14 protein-coding genes are annotated in these 14,145 nt (G+C 41.4%); 6 read left to right on the top strand and 8 right to left on the bottom strand.

Going from position 1 to position 14,145, the window contains the following annotated elements:
* Nucleotides 1-268: 268 nt before the first annotated feature.
* The 3 genes from T488_RS0107060 (at nucleotide 269) to T488_RS0107050 (ending at nucleotide 5,615) form a co-directional block, all read left to right on the top strand.
* Nucleotides 269-1,546 carry a HamA C-terminal domain-containing protein gene (locus T488_RS0107060; protein ID WP_196243283.1) on the top strand — a complete coding sequence of 426 codons (1,278 nt, stop codon included), beginning with the start codon at nucleotides 269-271 and terminating at the stop codon, nucleotides 1,544-1,546.
* A gap of 2 nt (nucleotides 1,547-1,548) precedes the next feature.
* Nucleotides 1,549-4,155 (top strand): DEAD/DEAH box helicase, encoded by a 2,607-nt coding sequence (locus T488_RS0107055; protein ID WP_028520164.1) that lies wholly within the window; start codon nucleotides 1,549-1,551, stop codon nucleotides 4,153-4,155.
* A 98-nt stretch (nucleotides 4,156-4,253) separates the two neighbouring features.
* Nucleotides 4,254-5,615 (top strand): hypothetical protein, encoded by a 1,362-nt coding sequence (locus T488_RS0107050; protein ID WP_028520163.1) that lies wholly within the window; start codon nucleotides 4,254-4,256, stop codon nucleotides 5,613-5,615.
* Between the two features lie 51 nt (nucleotides 5,616-5,666).
* On the opposite strand, the gene T488_RS0107045 is transcribed toward T488_RS0107050, so the two are convergent.
* The 5 genes from T488_RS0107045 to T488_RS0107025 are packed head-to-tail and all read right to left on the bottom strand — an operon-like array spanning nucleotide 5,667 to nucleotide 8,776.
* The gene (locus tag T488_RS0107045) at nucleotides 5,667-6,200 is read right to left on the bottom strand and encodes a hypothetical protein (protein WP_028520162.1); all 534 of its coding nucleotides are present in this window, start codon (nucleotides 6,198-6,200) and stop codon (nucleotides 5,667-5,669) included.
* Between the two features lies 1 nt (nucleotide 6,201).
* Nucleotides 6,202-6,987, bottom strand: a complete 786-nt coding sequence (locus tag T488_RS0107040; RefSeq protein ID WP_028520161.1) for a hypothetical protein — start codon at nucleotides 6,985-6,987, stop codon at nucleotides 6,202-6,204.
* A gap of 8 nt (nucleotides 6,988-6,995) precedes the next feature.
* Nucleotides 6,996-7,781 (bottom strand): DNA-methyltransferase, encoded by a 786-nt coding sequence (locus tag T488_RS0107035; protein WP_207640295.1) that lies wholly within the window; start codon nucleotides 7,779-7,781, stop codon nucleotides 6,996-6,998.
* A complete protein-coding gene (locus T488_RS0107030; protein ID WP_037297536.1) occupies nucleotides 7,774-8,562 on the bottom strand; it encodes a DNA-methyltransferase in 789 nt (262 codons plus the stop codon). The genes T488_RS0107035 and T488_RS0107030 overlap by 8 nt, the downstream gene beginning before the upstream one ends.
* A 22-nt stretch (nucleotides 8,563-8,584) precedes the next feature.
* On the bottom strand, nucleotides 8,585-8,776 hold the full coding sequence (locus T488_RS0107025) for an AbrB/MazE/SpoVT family DNA-binding domain-containing protein (RefSeq protein ID WP_028520158.1): 192 nt from the start codon (nucleotides 8,774-8,776) through the stop codon (nucleotides 8,585-8,587).
* Between the two features lie 211 nt (nucleotides 8,777-8,987).
* Between T488_RS0107025 and T488_RS0107020 the strand changes: the two genes are divergently transcribed.
* From T488_RS0107020 to T488_RS0107010, 3 genes are all read left to right on the top strand, one after another.
* Entirely contained in the window at nucleotides 8,988-9,215 is a 228-nt protein-coding gene (locus tag T488_RS0107020) for a hypothetical protein (RefSeq protein WP_028520157.1), read from the top strand.
* Between the two features lie 251 nt (nucleotides 9,216-9,466).
* Nucleotides 9,467-9,823, top strand: a complete 357-nt coding sequence (locus T488_RS0107015; protein WP_028520156.1) for a hypothetical protein — start codon at nucleotides 9,467-9,469, stop codon at nucleotides 9,821-9,823.
* A 219-nt stretch (nucleotides 9,824-10,042) separates the two neighbouring features.
* Nucleotides 10,043-10,693 carry a CpXC domain-containing protein gene (locus T488_RS0107010; protein ID WP_028520155.1) on the top strand — a complete coding sequence of 217 codons (651 nt, stop codon included), beginning with the start codon at nucleotides 10,043-10,045 and terminating at the stop codon, nucleotides 10,691-10,693.
* Between the two features lie 33 nt (nucleotides 10,694-10,726).
* Here the strand turns inward: T488_RS0107010 and T488_RS18705 are convergent, their stop codons facing one another.
* The 3 genes from T488_RS18705 to ligA all read right to left on the bottom strand — a co-directional run bounded on the left by T488_RS18705 (nucleotide 10,727) and on the right by ligA (nucleotide 14,102).
* Nucleotides 10,727-11,512, bottom strand: a complete 786-nt coding sequence (locus tag T488_RS18705) for a zf-HC2 domain-containing protein (RefSeq protein WP_028520154.1) — start codon at nucleotides 11,510-11,512, stop codon at nucleotides 10,727-10,729.
* Nucleotides 11,509-12,006, bottom strand: a complete 498-nt coding sequence (locus T488_RS0107000; RefSeq protein ID WP_028520153.1) for an RNA polymerase sigma factor — start codon at nucleotides 12,004-12,006, stop codon at nucleotides 11,509-11,511. The genes T488_RS18705 and T488_RS0107000 overlap by 4 nt, the downstream gene beginning before the upstream one ends.
* Before the next feature lie 140 nt (nucleotides 12,007-12,146).
* Complete coding sequence (gene ligA / locus T488_RS0106995; protein WP_028520152.1) at nucleotides 12,147-14,102, bottom strand: NAD-dependent DNA ligase LigA; 1,956 nt, start codon at nucleotides 14,100-14,102, stop codon at nucleotides 12,147-12,149.
* Nucleotides 14,103-14,145 lie beyond the last annotated feature (43 nt).

Genomic DNA, 14,145 nt, shown 5'->3' with positions numbered 1-14,145 from the left:
TATACATCATCCGGTTATTGTTTAAGAGTATTTGTGAGTTTTCAACACTCAATTGCTCTGCGCTCGCTAAATTAAGCAGTGAGGAAATAAAATGAAACGACTGTGTTTTGGGGCATTGTTAAAAATCATCTATCAAGCACGAATAAATGGAATCACAAAGCCTAAGCTATGTACTGCTGTTGCTAAAGGCTTTAACTCTTTATATGAGTTTGATTCGACAAGCGCATCGCATCAGATGGATTGCCACGATAACCCTCCACTACCATTTATGGATGCAGTAACTACTTGCGATATTAATGAAGCCTCCCGTCTATTTACTGTTCATGTGATTCCTTTGCTAAAGAACTCACTTTGTAAAGACATCGTTAAGGCAATTCAGGTAATCTTAGAAGATGATAATACTATACCTGAAGATACAATTATCGGAAAAATATCCGGATATGAAAAGAAGAACATTATTATCTCTACGAATTTTAATCTTGCGGATTTGCTTTGCAACGCTTTCTACTATGCTCTTACCTGTGTTAAGAATCGGGATTGCAAGGCTGAAACCAAAGCCATCAGTAAGGATTTCCTTCAAAGCCTCCACGAGGCTGCTAACTGTATTCAACTACGTGTGCAGGAGAAAACTAATCCTGATTCTACTCTTCTTCCGACATTATCTGCTGATTCACTCTCTCCGTTTGTTTTCGACAACAAAGGCGTTATAAATGGACTGCCTAATAAAACAACAGCGCAGATATACTCAGTTCTAATCCGGAACAATAAATTTGATTTTCAAAAACTAAAGGAAAAATTATTTGAAACTATAAATTCTTATGTTTTTTCAAGAGTAAGCATCGATGCGGCAGATACCTTAGCCAAAAGCCGAACTCTTGGAATAAAGGGAATGCAGCGTTTCCTGCGGATATATAAAGATGATGCAGAGGCTCTTTTAGGCGAGATGCTATTATACATCTTCCTTGAGGTTGCATTAAAAGCACCGAAAATACTTAGTAAAATTGAAATAGATGAAGTAACTGGAATCATAAAAAGCAAGAGTGAATGTATCCATTTACTTGCTCCTTTTAATTCCGGCTTACCATCTCATCAGCTTGTATGTGGTGCTTCCAATATATGCGGAAACCTTCATGATGCCGTTGATAGAGCGTTTTCAAAAATAATCGATATTGAGGCAAATAGCGATAAGGAATATCAGTTCGTATCCAACACGAACTATAATCAAATCCTGTCGCCAGATACAACAGCCTTTTTGGTAAAGCTGATTGTTCCAGAAGATGATAAAAGTCCAACTGCAGATATGTCATTCGGAGTTTTTCTTGGATACACAATTCATGTTGATGCAGAAGGATTAAATAACGATGAATACAGAACAGCAGCACATAACCAACTTGTAGCTGACATCGAAGAAATGAAAACATATGTATACGATAAAATAATAAACGCTGGACTTCAAGGATACAGTTTCTATTTTTATGTTGTTCCATTTAATGACGCTGATAATGAACGGAGAAGTATTATCGAAGAAATAATTGCAGGAGGATAACTATGTATGTCCCAAGAAAATCAACTCTTGCAGAAGAGCTGTATCGTAAAGTTGAAGAAAGTGAGTACTTGAAAAAGATTTACTCCAGCCTGCTTTTCAATTATGCTGTTAAAGTATTTCAAAGAAATGACGCTTCTATCGCTGTGAATCTTAGAGACGCCCTTAGATTTGCAGATATTCTGTCAAAATCTATTGACCATCCACACTCCAGTCAGCATAGAAAACTCGGTCAAGAAATTGCGATCCTATTGAAGATTCTGTATCCCCATGATGTTCGTGTTAATCAATATCTTTATTCTGTTCTTTCCACGGTAGGAAACTATAGAGGAGTACAAACGTCGTCCTTAAGTGAATACAAAGCAATTGATGCATTAGATGGTGTATATCATGAAGCTGAAAAAGAGCATTTACGTATTCCTCACACGGATGAAGAATTCTTTTTTCATGATCAGAAACGAGTTTATGACTCCTTAAAATATAAATACTACAGTTACTCCGGTCCGACTTCAATGGGAAAGTCATTTGTGGTTCAGACATATATCAAACAAGAAGTTGAGCAAGGGTTAAAAAAGAACTATGCTATTGTTGTGCCAACAAAGGCACTGATCAATGAGGTACGTAGCAGTTTGCTGGATAGTTTCCGGGATCATCTTGTTTCAGCTAACTATCGAATTGTAAGTTCTGCCGGTGATATTTTGCTGAAAGGCAAGCATCATTTTATTTTCGTTATGACTCCTGAACGCTTACTTCATTTGTTAATTGAAAAGCCCGCGATTTCGATCGATTTTCTGTTTATTGATGAAGCACATAAGATATCCGAACGCGGCGGAAGAAGCGTTTACTACTATAAACTCATATCGCAGCTTAAACAACAACAGCATTTTCCTACGGTTGTTTTTGCTTCACCGAATATTCCTAATCCCGAAGTTTACCTAAATTTGATTCCGGACATTAAGGAAACAGAAATAAGAAAACTGGCATCTGATTTTTCTCCAGTATGCCAGTTCAAATATTATATTGATCTTTGCGGTCATGCTGTTTCATTTTACAACGGGCAGCTTAATTGCTTAGAGCCAGCGTTTCTATTACCGACATCAACTACTTTTGAACATCTGATTACGACCATTGGCGGCGCAAAGCAAAACCTTGTTTACTGTCATTCAAGGCAAAACGTGGTGGATTTAGCTTATCAATATGCCCTAAAGCTGCCTATTATCGCTGATCCAGCCTTACAATCATTAGCAAATGATATCGAACAGGATGTTCATAAAGAATGCTTTCTTGTTGAATGCATTCGTCGTGGAGTGGCATATCATGTAGGGTATTTACCCGCAAATATACGGCTGCGAATTGAGAGTAGTTTCACAGACGGTTTAATACGAACCATATTTTGTACCAGTACACTTGTTGAAGGTGTCAATCTCCCCGCCGATAATCTTTTTATCACAAGCTATAAAAACGGTAGATCCAATATGGATGAGGTTGAATTTAGGAATCTCTCTGGACGAGTTGGGCGGATTAAATTCAACTTGTATGGAAATGTATTCTTGGTGCATATGAATGAGGCGGAAAAAGCTGAGCGTTATCAGCAGCTTCTGACATCAGACGTTCCGCATCAGCAAATAGCTCTTGAGCGAAAAGAAAACCAGAGTTTAATTGCAAAAACACTTCAAGGACTTGCTGATGGAGATATTGAGTTAAGTGAGTGTCACAAAGCTGCTAAAGCTGAAAAAGACTATGAAGCAATGCGAAAGTTTGCACTTGTATATGTGCGTGATCTCGCTAACGGCGCTGACTCACCTATAGCCCGTGTATTTTCACATTATATTACTCCAGAGCTAACCACAGCAATTAAAGCCAATTATCCAAAATCTAAAACATCAGACGATATTACACTGTCGTATGATCAAGATATTAATCTTAAACAAGCCATACAAAACGGTATGGAGTATCCTTCAATAAGCCAAGACGGCGATGTTGATTATGATGAGGTAGTTGCTTTTTTAATGGCATTGCGTACTATTTTCAAATGGGGCATATATGAAAAGCAAACAATCGGACGACCGGGGAAAAAGCACATTGAAGATGTACTTAAGAGCTATGCGGTTGTTCTTTTACGTTGGATCAGAGGAAATGGCCTAAATTCTATGATTCATGCAGCCCTTGATCATAAAGCCAAAAATCCAGAGTCAGGTATTTGGATAGGGCATTATCAAATTGTCCCATATTACAATAGCAACTCGCAACTACATAAGAATTATGTTATTGCCGAAACACTTGGCATCATTGAAAACGTAATTTTATTTACGCTTTCAAATTATTTTCGTAAATTTTCTATTGAGTATAAGGCATTTCATAAATGTGACCACTTCGAAAATGATTGGTATGAGTATATAGAGTATGGAACTATTAACCCTACAACAATTGTTTTGCAGCAATGTGGATTATCAAGAGATGTGTCTACGTTTCTTCAAAGGAATTCTAAGTACCTTGTTATTTCTGGTGAAGAAGTGAGAATAAAAAAATCTGCTACCAAATGTAGCAGAATCGACGTAGTTATGGAGTTAAACGAGCTTATGTTTAATATGCCGGAATTGTTTGTCGAATAATAATGTGTGTCAAATCACTAAAAGGCATTTTCTTAAACGTGTTCTAAGGCAGGGCGCCTTGATATAATTATAATTCTTGTTTATTTAGGAGGTTTATTATGAACGTTCATGGAAAAGATCTACCAGTCCCATCTTTCTTTCAGGTTTACAATTATGGTGGCGGAAACGGTGACAAAGACAGAGAAATTGTTTACGCAGAGTTAACCGGTAATACACCTGCTTTAATCAATTACTTCTATATCAACAATTCATTCCCGCATACGTTTAGCAGTAAACTCTTCAACGAAATCGGACGTTTCAATACTGTTGGTGACTTGTACAATTTCATTCGCGCTTCTTTAATAAAGAAGGGTGAGATTTATCGTGGCTATTCTTCTCCAGATTATGATTTTAATCAGAAAGTGTTTCTTCTTGATTCTGGTGCTTACAATATTATGAAGCAGATTGCAGAGTCAGTAGACTACAATCTCGCCTTATTCAGAGAAAGGATTCTTGAAGCCGCCGCTGAATATTATGATTTTGCAGATAGAATCAAGTGTGATATTGTTGTCGGGTTTGATTTAGGCGGTAAATACACAGAAAAAGACGGAGAGAAGAAAAATCCAAGACTCGTGAGATTTCTTGCTTCGCTTGATAAAAATGAGATCAATAACGCTTTGCTTGAACTTACAGTGAAGTACATCAAAGAGCATCCCGATTACTATCCTTATGTTTTAGCGACAGTACACGGTGATACCCCAGCAGAATATTCCGAAAACACGAGATATATTCTTAGCTTGGAAGAACAGTATAATGCTCGCTTTTGGGGCTTTGCTCTTGGTGGTGTTGCAAGCTATAAACAAGTAGATCCAAGTTGGTACAATGATATAAATCTATCACGGATAGGAAAACGTGGGTTTATAGAAACTATCGTCCCTGCAAGAGCAAGCAAAATTGTCAGAGAACTCGTTGGAGATAGGCCGATTCATGCTTTAGGATGTGGCGGATATAATAACATTGCACTTAATTATTACTGTGGTGCCACATCTTTTGATGCCGCCTCTCCCGTTAGACGTGTCGGCGACGGCAGTGAAGAATCAACAAGAATTGTATTCGATCCTACTCCTTCCAAAGTAGGGTTTAGTAAATTCTTTATGGGCGGTATCAATATGGATAATACCATGAGACCTGAAAAAACTGGGTATATAAAATTGAATGAAGTTCCAGATAGTATGCCTTTGTGTGGTTGCCCAGCTTGTCTGCAAGCTCAAACAGTACACAATATAAAACAACTGTATTCTATGAAATCTACAAACTCGGAAGCCAATTATTATAGCAGGCAATTGATCGGCCTTCATGCAGTGATGCAGCATCGCAAACTCTGCGAAATCCTACCTAATTATGCGGGTATCCAAGATTTTTCAATAGCCTATCCAAACGAACTGTTCCGTGGACTGAAATATATCTCTGAGCGCCTTTAAAAAAAAGAGCAGCTGTCCAATTTAGGGCAGCTGCTCCTGTTATAATGCAGATTATGAAACCTTCACGCTGTTACGCTTTAAATCGAGTAGCAATGACAATAGGTTTTGAAAATCTCCCATTTCTGATGTGATGGGTGTGTAAATATCAGCAGAAAAATCGGTTGATAACCAACGATCTCGAATCTGCTCATCTGTTTCAAAATATATCCCAATGCGATCTGCTGTATTTATAAGATAAACATAGAATACAGGTCTATCCAACTGTGAAGCAGCTACACGAACTGTATTCAGAACATCTTTGCTTTTCCAACTTATATCATCTGATGTAATAGTTGAAGGTGAATGGATATATCGAAATGAAATATATGCTAAAATCCCTCTGTCGCCGCCAAGAAACATATAATTAGGATAGGCACGCGATGACGGATCCCATGCTACAATGTTAATCTTATATTGAGATTTCATATACTGAATGAAATAGTCGATAACGCCGATATCGGAGGTGCAGATATCAGCATTATCCATAACCAAAGGAAGTTGCATAGTAGGAGAACAACAGAAAGATATGAATTCTTGACCGCTCATTTTACACACCTCTTGATTGAAGCAATGCTCTTATTGTCTCAACGAAAGAATCAAAGTCTTTCATTTGTAGAAGCGGAGAATACATCTTTTTCAAATAGACAGCTTTAGCTGATTTCATATCATCGCCTTCCCGCTTTTCTCTTTCAAATGTTTCATGTTGTTCAGCAATGTATTGCTTAACCTGATCACTTGTCTCGTAGAATACACCTTTTAAGCATGGATATTCAATCCAATGAACATAGAATACCGGGGCCTCTAATCCTTCGATTATTCCAAGTTGTTTTTCTATTTTTTTATAATCCAGTGTGGCACTTCCTTCATAACAATACCTTCCGGTCTTTTGTAACGCGCAAACAAACGGGGCTCCATGAAATTTCACTTCAAAATAAGCTGCCACTGTGCCATCAGACTTTAATACTTTACAATCAGGCATACTACGATCTTCAAGATCAGCACGGCATACTTCAGTATTAAGCTTCTGTGAAAGATATTTCATAAGAGCTTCTTCGTGCTGTTGTCCCATTATTACATCATATTTGGGAAGGCTCTTATTTCTTGCTGGAATGAAGAAGGAACCGCATTGCTTACACAAGTCTGTGAGTTCCGGAATTTTTGATTTCAATTCTTTTACGGTGGCAATACTATCTTCCAGATTTTCAGAATACATCAATTGGTAGCAGGCATTATTATATTCATTCCACCTGAACTGATTATGAAAAATAGGTACGTTTTGAAAAAATTCATCAAAGCGATCACGACATGAATCTAATAATTCTTGATATAACATACATTTCCTCAATTCTCAAAAAGAGATAATTGTCTTACCCCTTCTTGTGCTAATCTCATTTCAATTTCGTCAACATACTTTGCATCCAATTCAAATCCGATGCCATTTCTGTCAAGCAGTTTGGCCGCCACAAGTGAAGTTCCACTGCCTAAAAAAGGATCTAGTATTGTATCCCCCGGATTGCTCGACATTTGCAGAATACGCATAATCATCGGAAGAGGATATACAGTCGGGTGCTGTAAACCAAGTTTCTTCTTTGTCATGTTGTTTACACGATCAAAATACCAAACATCAGTGGGGTTTCTTCCTTTTCCACCTTCGAGACGTTTGTCGTTTTGGGTTATATATGGGATTCTGATATCATCTAAATTGAAAACATAATTATTTAGGTCTTTCACTCCCCATAATATGTTCTCGTAACGACCTGATAATCTGTTCGTGCAATTTTGCATATTGTTAAAAGTCCATGTTATCATGTTTCTCAGGTGTAATCCACACTCCTGCATGATTTCGTATCCGATAAAAGGTAACGGCAATATTTCCTTATCCTTTCCATACGGAACAGGCGAAAGATTTAAAAAGAAACTACCATCTGGTGTTAGTATTCTATATACTTCCTGAGTTACCGCTTTGATAAGAGCTTTCCAATCTTCAAGCGGCATCTTATCGGAATACTTTCCATACGGCTTACCAATATTATATGGTGGTGATGTCACAACCAATTTTACCGACTGGCTTGGGACCTCCTTCAAGAGCGTTCTACAATCACCAATCTTGTACATAACTTCACTCATTGTATCCCTCCGAAACTCTTGATAAGCGCTCATTTGCGATTTGACAGTATTCTGGAACAGTTTCGTAACCAAGGTAATGTCTACCCAGTTTTTTTGCTACAACCGCTGATGTTCCACTTCCCATAAAAGGATCTAAAACTATATCGCCTTTATTTGTTCCAGCAAGAACTATCCGTTCAATCAGTTCTTCAGGATATTGAGCAGGATGCGACGTTCTTTCTTCAAAGTTTCCAGATACCATAGAAATACGCCAAACATCCGTCGGGTTTTTTAACTGACTTTTATATCTATCGGGCCTATAATTTAAAGCAGGAATTTTAACATCGTCAAGATTGAAAGTATAATTATTCTTGTCTTTAACGAACCAGAAAACGAATTCATATCTGGGAGCAAATCGTTTATTTGTAGAACCGCCCCAATCAAAATTCCAAACTATAAGATTCTTCAAATACATATCTTGAAATAAATCAAGAATCCAGAATGGCGGAACAACTATTCCGTTATCATATCTGTTCTTTATGTTGATCCATGCTGAACCATTCTTCTTAAGAACGCGCTTGCATTCAGAAAAAACGGTAAATAGCATTTGTCTGTAATCATCTTCGTCCATTTTATCGGCATATTTTATGCCTTTGCTTTCAAGAATACTTCCTTTTTCAGTTTTATTTCCATATTGAATATCGATATTATATGGGGGTGATGTAACAACGAGGTCCACGGATTCGTCTGGGACATCAGACATATTCTCACTTGTTGAATTAAAAATGTGATCAAGTATCATTATTTCTTATCCACCTTAATTATTATGCTTCCAGCGCATCATTGCTGTTAGATTTGCTCTTTCGAATAATGATTTCCTGTTTAAGCGTGTCAATATAAATATCTAATTCCTCGCCAACAACAATGTCGAGATTAGTCAAAATTTGCTTGGGAAGACGAATTCGTAGGTCTTTTTGCAACATATTTCTTTCTAAAAGCACTTCGCTATTCTCCATAATAGCCCTCCTGGATTCAGGCCAATATTGGCCTGTAATAAGATTATTATAGCATAAAAAGCCGTTTAAGTCAAGTGACTGATAGTATCCTCAAGATTGTTGTGCTTTTACTAATTCATATCAATTGAATGGGTTGATTTTTTGCCATATATATGGTAGAATGAAAGAAAGCTGATTTATTTATACGGAATAGTAAAGGAGTATACTGTCTATGCCGGAACAGAAAATCATTGATCGAGATACCTATCGTGCTATCAAGAAAATGAGCCGTGAGGAGCTGCAAGCCTTCCTGATGCGCTACGCAGATGGGCTGCTGGAGAACGACGGCAAATCCATTGACCTGCGGGAGGTTGAGAAAGACCTCCGGCAGATCAATGGTATCGGCGATAAGCGTATAGAGGAAATCATGGCTGTAATTGAAAAGCATCTGGGCGTATGAACGCCGACCTTGGCACTATTTCAGCTATGTTTCCCCGTAGTGATAAGAGCATTGAACATATCCCCCGCTACTCGAAAGCACAGTATTTTGCAGGAAAACATCAAATCGAGTAAGTCGCGGCACGTTGAGTGCGTAGTATTGATGTCAAGGGGTAAGGTATAAAATCGCCGAAACAGACGAATTAAAAATTGCGATTCGGGTGATTGCAAAACAGCGCCCCGTGTGGGGAAAGGTTGTAATGAGACAATAATATGAAGTATATCAGTATTCTCGGCGACAGGAATCTGACGCTCACAAGCATTCAAAAGATGAGACAGCCCGGAGCCACCAGAACTTATCAGGTGTCTGATGACCGCTTTTGCGCTGAATTTCCTGACGGGCATATCTTTTTTGATTATGATACGGATCTATCAGACTGGAAGGATGAGCTTGAAAAACTCCCTTTTCAGGCGGCAGCAGTTATCATGATCGTTTACCGGAATGCGGCAAATGTTCGTCATGTACTGACGCAGCCGGATTTTCCGAAGAATGTGTATGTGGACAACGATTTCTGCGTACCGCTTCCCCTACCGGAATACATAGCGGCTGGAATGCCGATGGAAGAATAAACATAGCCCCGCAGTAGTTTTATACTTGCTTTATCACTTAATATGTGATATAATGAATGCAAAGCATTCATTATAATTGATCAAAAAGCCCTTGCAGATACGCTGATCACAGATCAGCTCCCTGCATATCGGGCAATTATATCATAACGCTTCGCTTTTATGATATAATAATAAAAATCACCTGTGCAGATATTGGCACCGGAGAAAAGAGGAATAACTATGTCAAAGACTCATGTTGAAATGATAAAATGCCCTAAGTGCAAAAAGATCTCGGAAATGACAGTATGGGACGTTATCGACGTTACCGACGCTCCCGAGATGAAGCAGAAGATAAGGAACGGCGAGGCTTTCAGATGGCACTGCTCAGAATGTGAGGACAACTCTCTCATCTTCTTCCCCACCATCTATCACCAGCCCGGAGATAAGTACATCGTCAGCTACGTTCCCGGAGATCCCGACACTGCCGAAAAGTGCATGAAGGACCTCAGCAATGACAACGAAAGCGGCTACAACTTCGATAATGGCTACACAAGGCGTGTTGTGACCGATATGAACCAGCTCCGCGAAAAGCTCGTCATTCTCGACGAGGGACTTGATGACCGTATCATCGAGCTCATGAAGCTGTTCATCGTTGCCGATATACAGACCTCATCACAGGACCTCAGGATAACCGAGATATACTTCACAAAGGAAAAGGACGATACATACAGCTTCGCTATCAGGTTCGACAATGACAAGTGGGGCGGCACTGCCTTCTCCAAGGAAAACTACGATCAGGTTGCAAAGACCTTCAAGACCTCCCTTCTTGCCGATAATGAAGTGATAATCGACACAGAGTGGGCTGTGGAGATGCTCAACAAGAATATGTAAAAACATAGCGGACAGCATGACTGTCCGCTTTTCTTATTTCAGATATTCGCCCCACTTTTTCTGTGCGGCTTCGATCTCTTCGTTCAGTTCATCTTTGTGAGCTGTAACAATATCTTTCATATTCCTTGCATCTTCGGTATTATAATTATCAAAATAGTTTATCAGTTCAAAATCTTCATCGACTTCAAAATGATAAGTTATTTTATGTCCATTTTCTTCTGCATCCGACTCACATATGATCTGATAAGTTCGTCTGCCTGACAGCTCATGCGGAATAGTTATCACGGGAGAATGTGTGTCTTTATAAACAAAACCGCCATCACCGTTTACAGCGACGCTTTCTAACGGCGAAACAGTTACATATCCTGTGCTAAAACTGAGATAATTAGGCAGTCTTACAACATAAAAAAATTTATCGTCTGTACTTCCGTATATACCTACCTGTTTTACAGCAGTAGAATCACGCTCTATAAGCTGCATACCCTCACAGAGTTTCTTCATCGGTCGATATTTAAGAAAATACCATGCACTGTTGAAGCCTAAAAATATCGCAAGAAATACAGACATAAGCACCGCCATGACCTTGGTAAAACGGCTCTTTTTCAGTTTCTTACCCACCTTTTTAAAGGTCTCGGCTTCGTCGGGAACTGCCTTTTTCTCGGGCTCGGGCAGGATCATGTTCTCGCAGAGCTGTCGGCAGTCCTCACAGCTGCGGAGGTGCTCCTCCACAAGCTCCCTTGTCGCCTCGCTGCATATCTCCTCCTTGTAAAGGGGCAGCAGGTCGATGATAACATTGCAGTCTATATCCTTTCTGTTCATAAAAGTCCCTCCTTTTTCAGAAGCTGCAAAAGCTTCTGTTTAGCGCGGTAATAGGTCACGCCTGCCCAGTTCTCACTCTTTCCGAAAACCTTTGCTATGTCGGCGAATTTCAGCTCCGCGAAAACTCTCAGGGTAAATACCTCTCTGTACGGCTCCTCAAGGTCGTGTAGAAGATGATGTATCCGCAGGGAAGTCTCCCTGTCGGCAAAGCATTCCTCAAGGCTCCCCTGTGCAGCTGTCTCGCCGATGCTCTCCGCAGAGCTGTTCCTGCTCTCAGCCTTTTTCAGGTGGTCGTACCAGAGATTTTTCGCGATAGTACACAGCCACGTCCTCACGGAGCAGCTTCCCCGAAAGCTGTCGGCGCTTGTCATAGCCTTCAGCATGGTATCCTGAAGAATGTCCTTTGCAAGCTGCTCATTGCCGCACAGTCTCAGGATAAAGGTATAGAGGTCGGAGCTGTATTTCTCGTATATCTCATGAAATTCCTGCTTCATCTTCTCACCTCCTCACTTAGTTAGACGAGTGACTTCTGGTTTTATTACAGAATTTTCAAAAAAAGCGGACAAATTGTCCGCCTTAATATTATTTGCAGGGACGGCCAATGGTCGTCCCTGCACTTTCAATTCACTGAATTTCAGCCGTTGATAAGCGCCTGAAACTCCTCCTCGGTTATTATCGGAATGCCGAGCTCCTTTGCAGTCTTGTTCTTGGTGGAGTTAGAGGTGTTGTCGTTGTTGATAAGGTAGTCCGTCTTTGATGACACCGAGCCCGACGCCTTGCCGCCGTTCTGCTCGATATATGCCTGGAGCTCCTTGCGGTTCTTCCAGATGTGCACCGAGCCTGTGATGACAAAGGTCTTGCCTGCAATGGCTGACTCGCTGTTCACTGCCTCAGCCTCTTCAATTTCCAGCTCTGCCAGCAGGTCTCGGAACTCCCTGAGATTTTTCTCGTCCGCAAAGAACTTCACATAGTCATTTGCCAGCACCTCTCCGATACCGTCAATGGAGGTAAGCTCCGCCGCAGAAAGCTTCTCAAGCTCCCCGGCAGTGGTGTACTTTGCGCAGATAAGGCGTGAAGCCTGTCTGCCGATATTGGGTATACCCATGGCGTAGAGCACACGGCTCAGCTCTGTCTTTCGTGAAGCTTCGATGGCGTCCGCAAGCTTCTGATAGGACTTCTCGCCGAAGCCCTCAAGCACAACTATCTTGAACTTGTAGTCGTCAAGGTGATAGAAATCACGGAACTCCCTGACAAAGCCCTCCGAGACCAGTGTCTCTATGGTAGCCGTTGACATTCCCACGATATTCATGGCGTCCCGCTGGACAAAGTGCTCAAACTTTCCGATATGCTTGGCAGCGCAGTCCTTGTTGGGACATACAAGAGTTTCCACGTCCTCATCGGAGGTGCGTATCTCTGTTGCGCCGCCGCAGACGGGACATACCGCAGGTATCTCCAGACTTGCTGAGGCGGTCTTGTTTTCAAGCACCTGCGGGATTATCATGTTCGCCTTGAAAATGGTAAGGGTGTCACCTATTCCCAGACGGAGCTGCTTAACTATGCTGAGGTTGTGAACGGAAGCCCTCGTGACCGTAGTTCCTTCCAGCTCCACAGGATCGAATATAGCCACAGGATTGAGCAGACCCGTTCTGCTGGCGGACCACTCCACCTCGCGGAGAGTAGTGTCCGCAGTTTCGTCACGCCATTTGAAGGCTATGCCGTTTCTGGGGGCGTGTGAGGTCTCGCCCAGACTGAGGCCGTATGCCACATCGTCGTACATGAGCACCAGACCGTCCGAGGGGAACTCGTTCTCCGCCACAGCCTTTTCAAAATCCGAAACAGCCCCCTCCACGGTGTCGGACTTCACCTTAACACCGTAAACACGCTGAAAGCCCTGCTCCTCAAGCCAGTCCAGACGGCGCGAAAAGGAGTTCTCCTCATAGCCCTCGGCAGACACAAGATTGAATGCGAAGAAGTTGATATTTCGCTCCGCAGTAACACGGGAGTCCAAGTTTCGTACAGTTCCCACGCAGAGATTACGGGGATTTTTATACTTTGCCCCCTCCTCTATCTCCTCGTTGACCCTCTCGAAGTCCTTGTACTTCATGAGGGACTCGCCGCGGACCACAAGATGTCCCGTAAACGGAATGCGTGCAGGGATACCGATAATGTGCCTTGCGTTGGCAGTGATGTCCTCGCCTATCTCGCCGTTTCCGCGGGTGACCGCTTGCGTGAGGGTACCGCCGTCATAGGTCAGCACCAGTGTAAGACCGTCCAGCTTCCAGCTGAGGAAGCCCTCATGCTCACCCAGCCAGCTTTTCAGCTCCTCAACACTCTTGGTCTTGTCCAGAGACAGCATTTTGGTGGTATGTCTTATCTTCTGAAGTCCCGATGATACCTCGTAGCCCACCTGCTGGGTACGGCTTCCGCTGAGGATAACGCCTGTCTTTTTCTCAAGTGCCTCCAGCTCGTCATAAAGCTGGTCGTACTGCTTGTCGGACATTATCTCAACGCCTGTATTATAGTAAGCGTCAGCCGCCTTTGCCAGCAGCTCATTCAGCTCCTTCATTCTGTTTATATCATTATTAGCCATAGCAAGCTCTCCTTAAAAAAGTATACTCATATTATACCATGAT

Source organism: Ruminococcus flavefaciens ND2009 (assembly GCF_000621785.1).
GTDB classification, from domain to species: Bacteria; Bacillota; Clostridia; order Oscillospirales; family Ruminococcaceae; genus Ruminococcus; species Ruminococcus flavefaciens_C.
The sequence above is the reverse complement of the archived record's forward strand: the minus strand, read 5'-3'. Positions and strand labels throughout refer to the sequence as shown.

Excerpts from the sequence above, each read along its gene's own strand:
- T488_RS0107060 (WP_196243283.1), top strand. The coding sequence starts at position 269 with ATGGATGCAGTAACTACTTGCGATATTAATGAAGCCTCCCGTCTATTT.
- T488_RS0107055 (WP_028520164.1), top strand. The coding sequence starts at position 1,549 with ATGTATGTCCCAAGAAAATCAACTCTTGCAGAAGAGCTGTATCGTAAA.
- T488_RS0107050 (WP_028520163.1), top strand. The coding sequence starts at position 4,254 with ATGAACGTTCATGGAAAAGATCTACCAGTCCCATCTTTCTTTCAGGTT.
- T488_RS0107045 (WP_028520162.1), bottom strand. The coding sequence starts at position 6,200 with ATGAGCGGTCAAGAATTCATATCTTTCTGTTGTTCTCCTACTATGCAA.
- T488_RS0107040 (WP_028520161.1), bottom strand. The coding sequence starts at position 6,987 with ATGTTATATCAAGAATTATTAGATTCATGTCGTGATCGCTTTGATGAA.
- T488_RS0107035 (WP_207640295.1), bottom strand. The coding sequence starts at position 7,781 with ATGAGTGAAGTTATGTACAAGATTGGTGATTGTAGAACGCTCTTGAAG.
- T488_RS0107030 (WP_037297536.1), bottom strand. The coding sequence starts at position 8,562 with ATGATACTTGATCACATTTTTAATTCAACAAGTGAGAATATGTCTGAT.
- T488_RS0107025 (WP_028520158.1), bottom strand. The coding sequence starts at position 8,776 with ATGGAGAATAGCGAAGTGCTTTTAGAAAGAAATATGTTGCAAAAAGAC.
- T488_RS0107020 (WP_028520157.1), top strand. The coding sequence starts at position 8,988 with ATGCCGGAACAGAAAATCATTGATCGAGATACCTATCGTGCTATCAAG.
- T488_RS0107015 (WP_028520156.1), top strand. The coding sequence starts at position 9,467 with ATGAAGTATATCAGTATTCTCGGCGACAGGAATCTGACGCTCACAAGC.
- T488_RS0107010 (WP_028520155.1), top strand. The coding sequence starts at position 10,043 with ATGTCAAAGACTCATGTTGAAATGATAAAATGCCCTAAGTGCAAAAAG.
- T488_RS18705 (WP_028520154.1), bottom strand. The coding sequence starts at position 11,512 with ATGAACAGAAAGGATATAGACTGCAATGTTATCATCGACCTGCTGCCC.
- T488_RS0107000 (WP_028520153.1), bottom strand. The coding sequence starts at position 12,006 with ATGAAGCAGGAATTTCATGAGATATACGAGAAATACAGCTCCGACCTC.
- ligA (WP_028520152.1), bottom strand. The coding sequence starts at position 14,102 with ATGGCTAATAATGATATAAACAGAATGAAGGAGCTGAATGAGCTGCTG.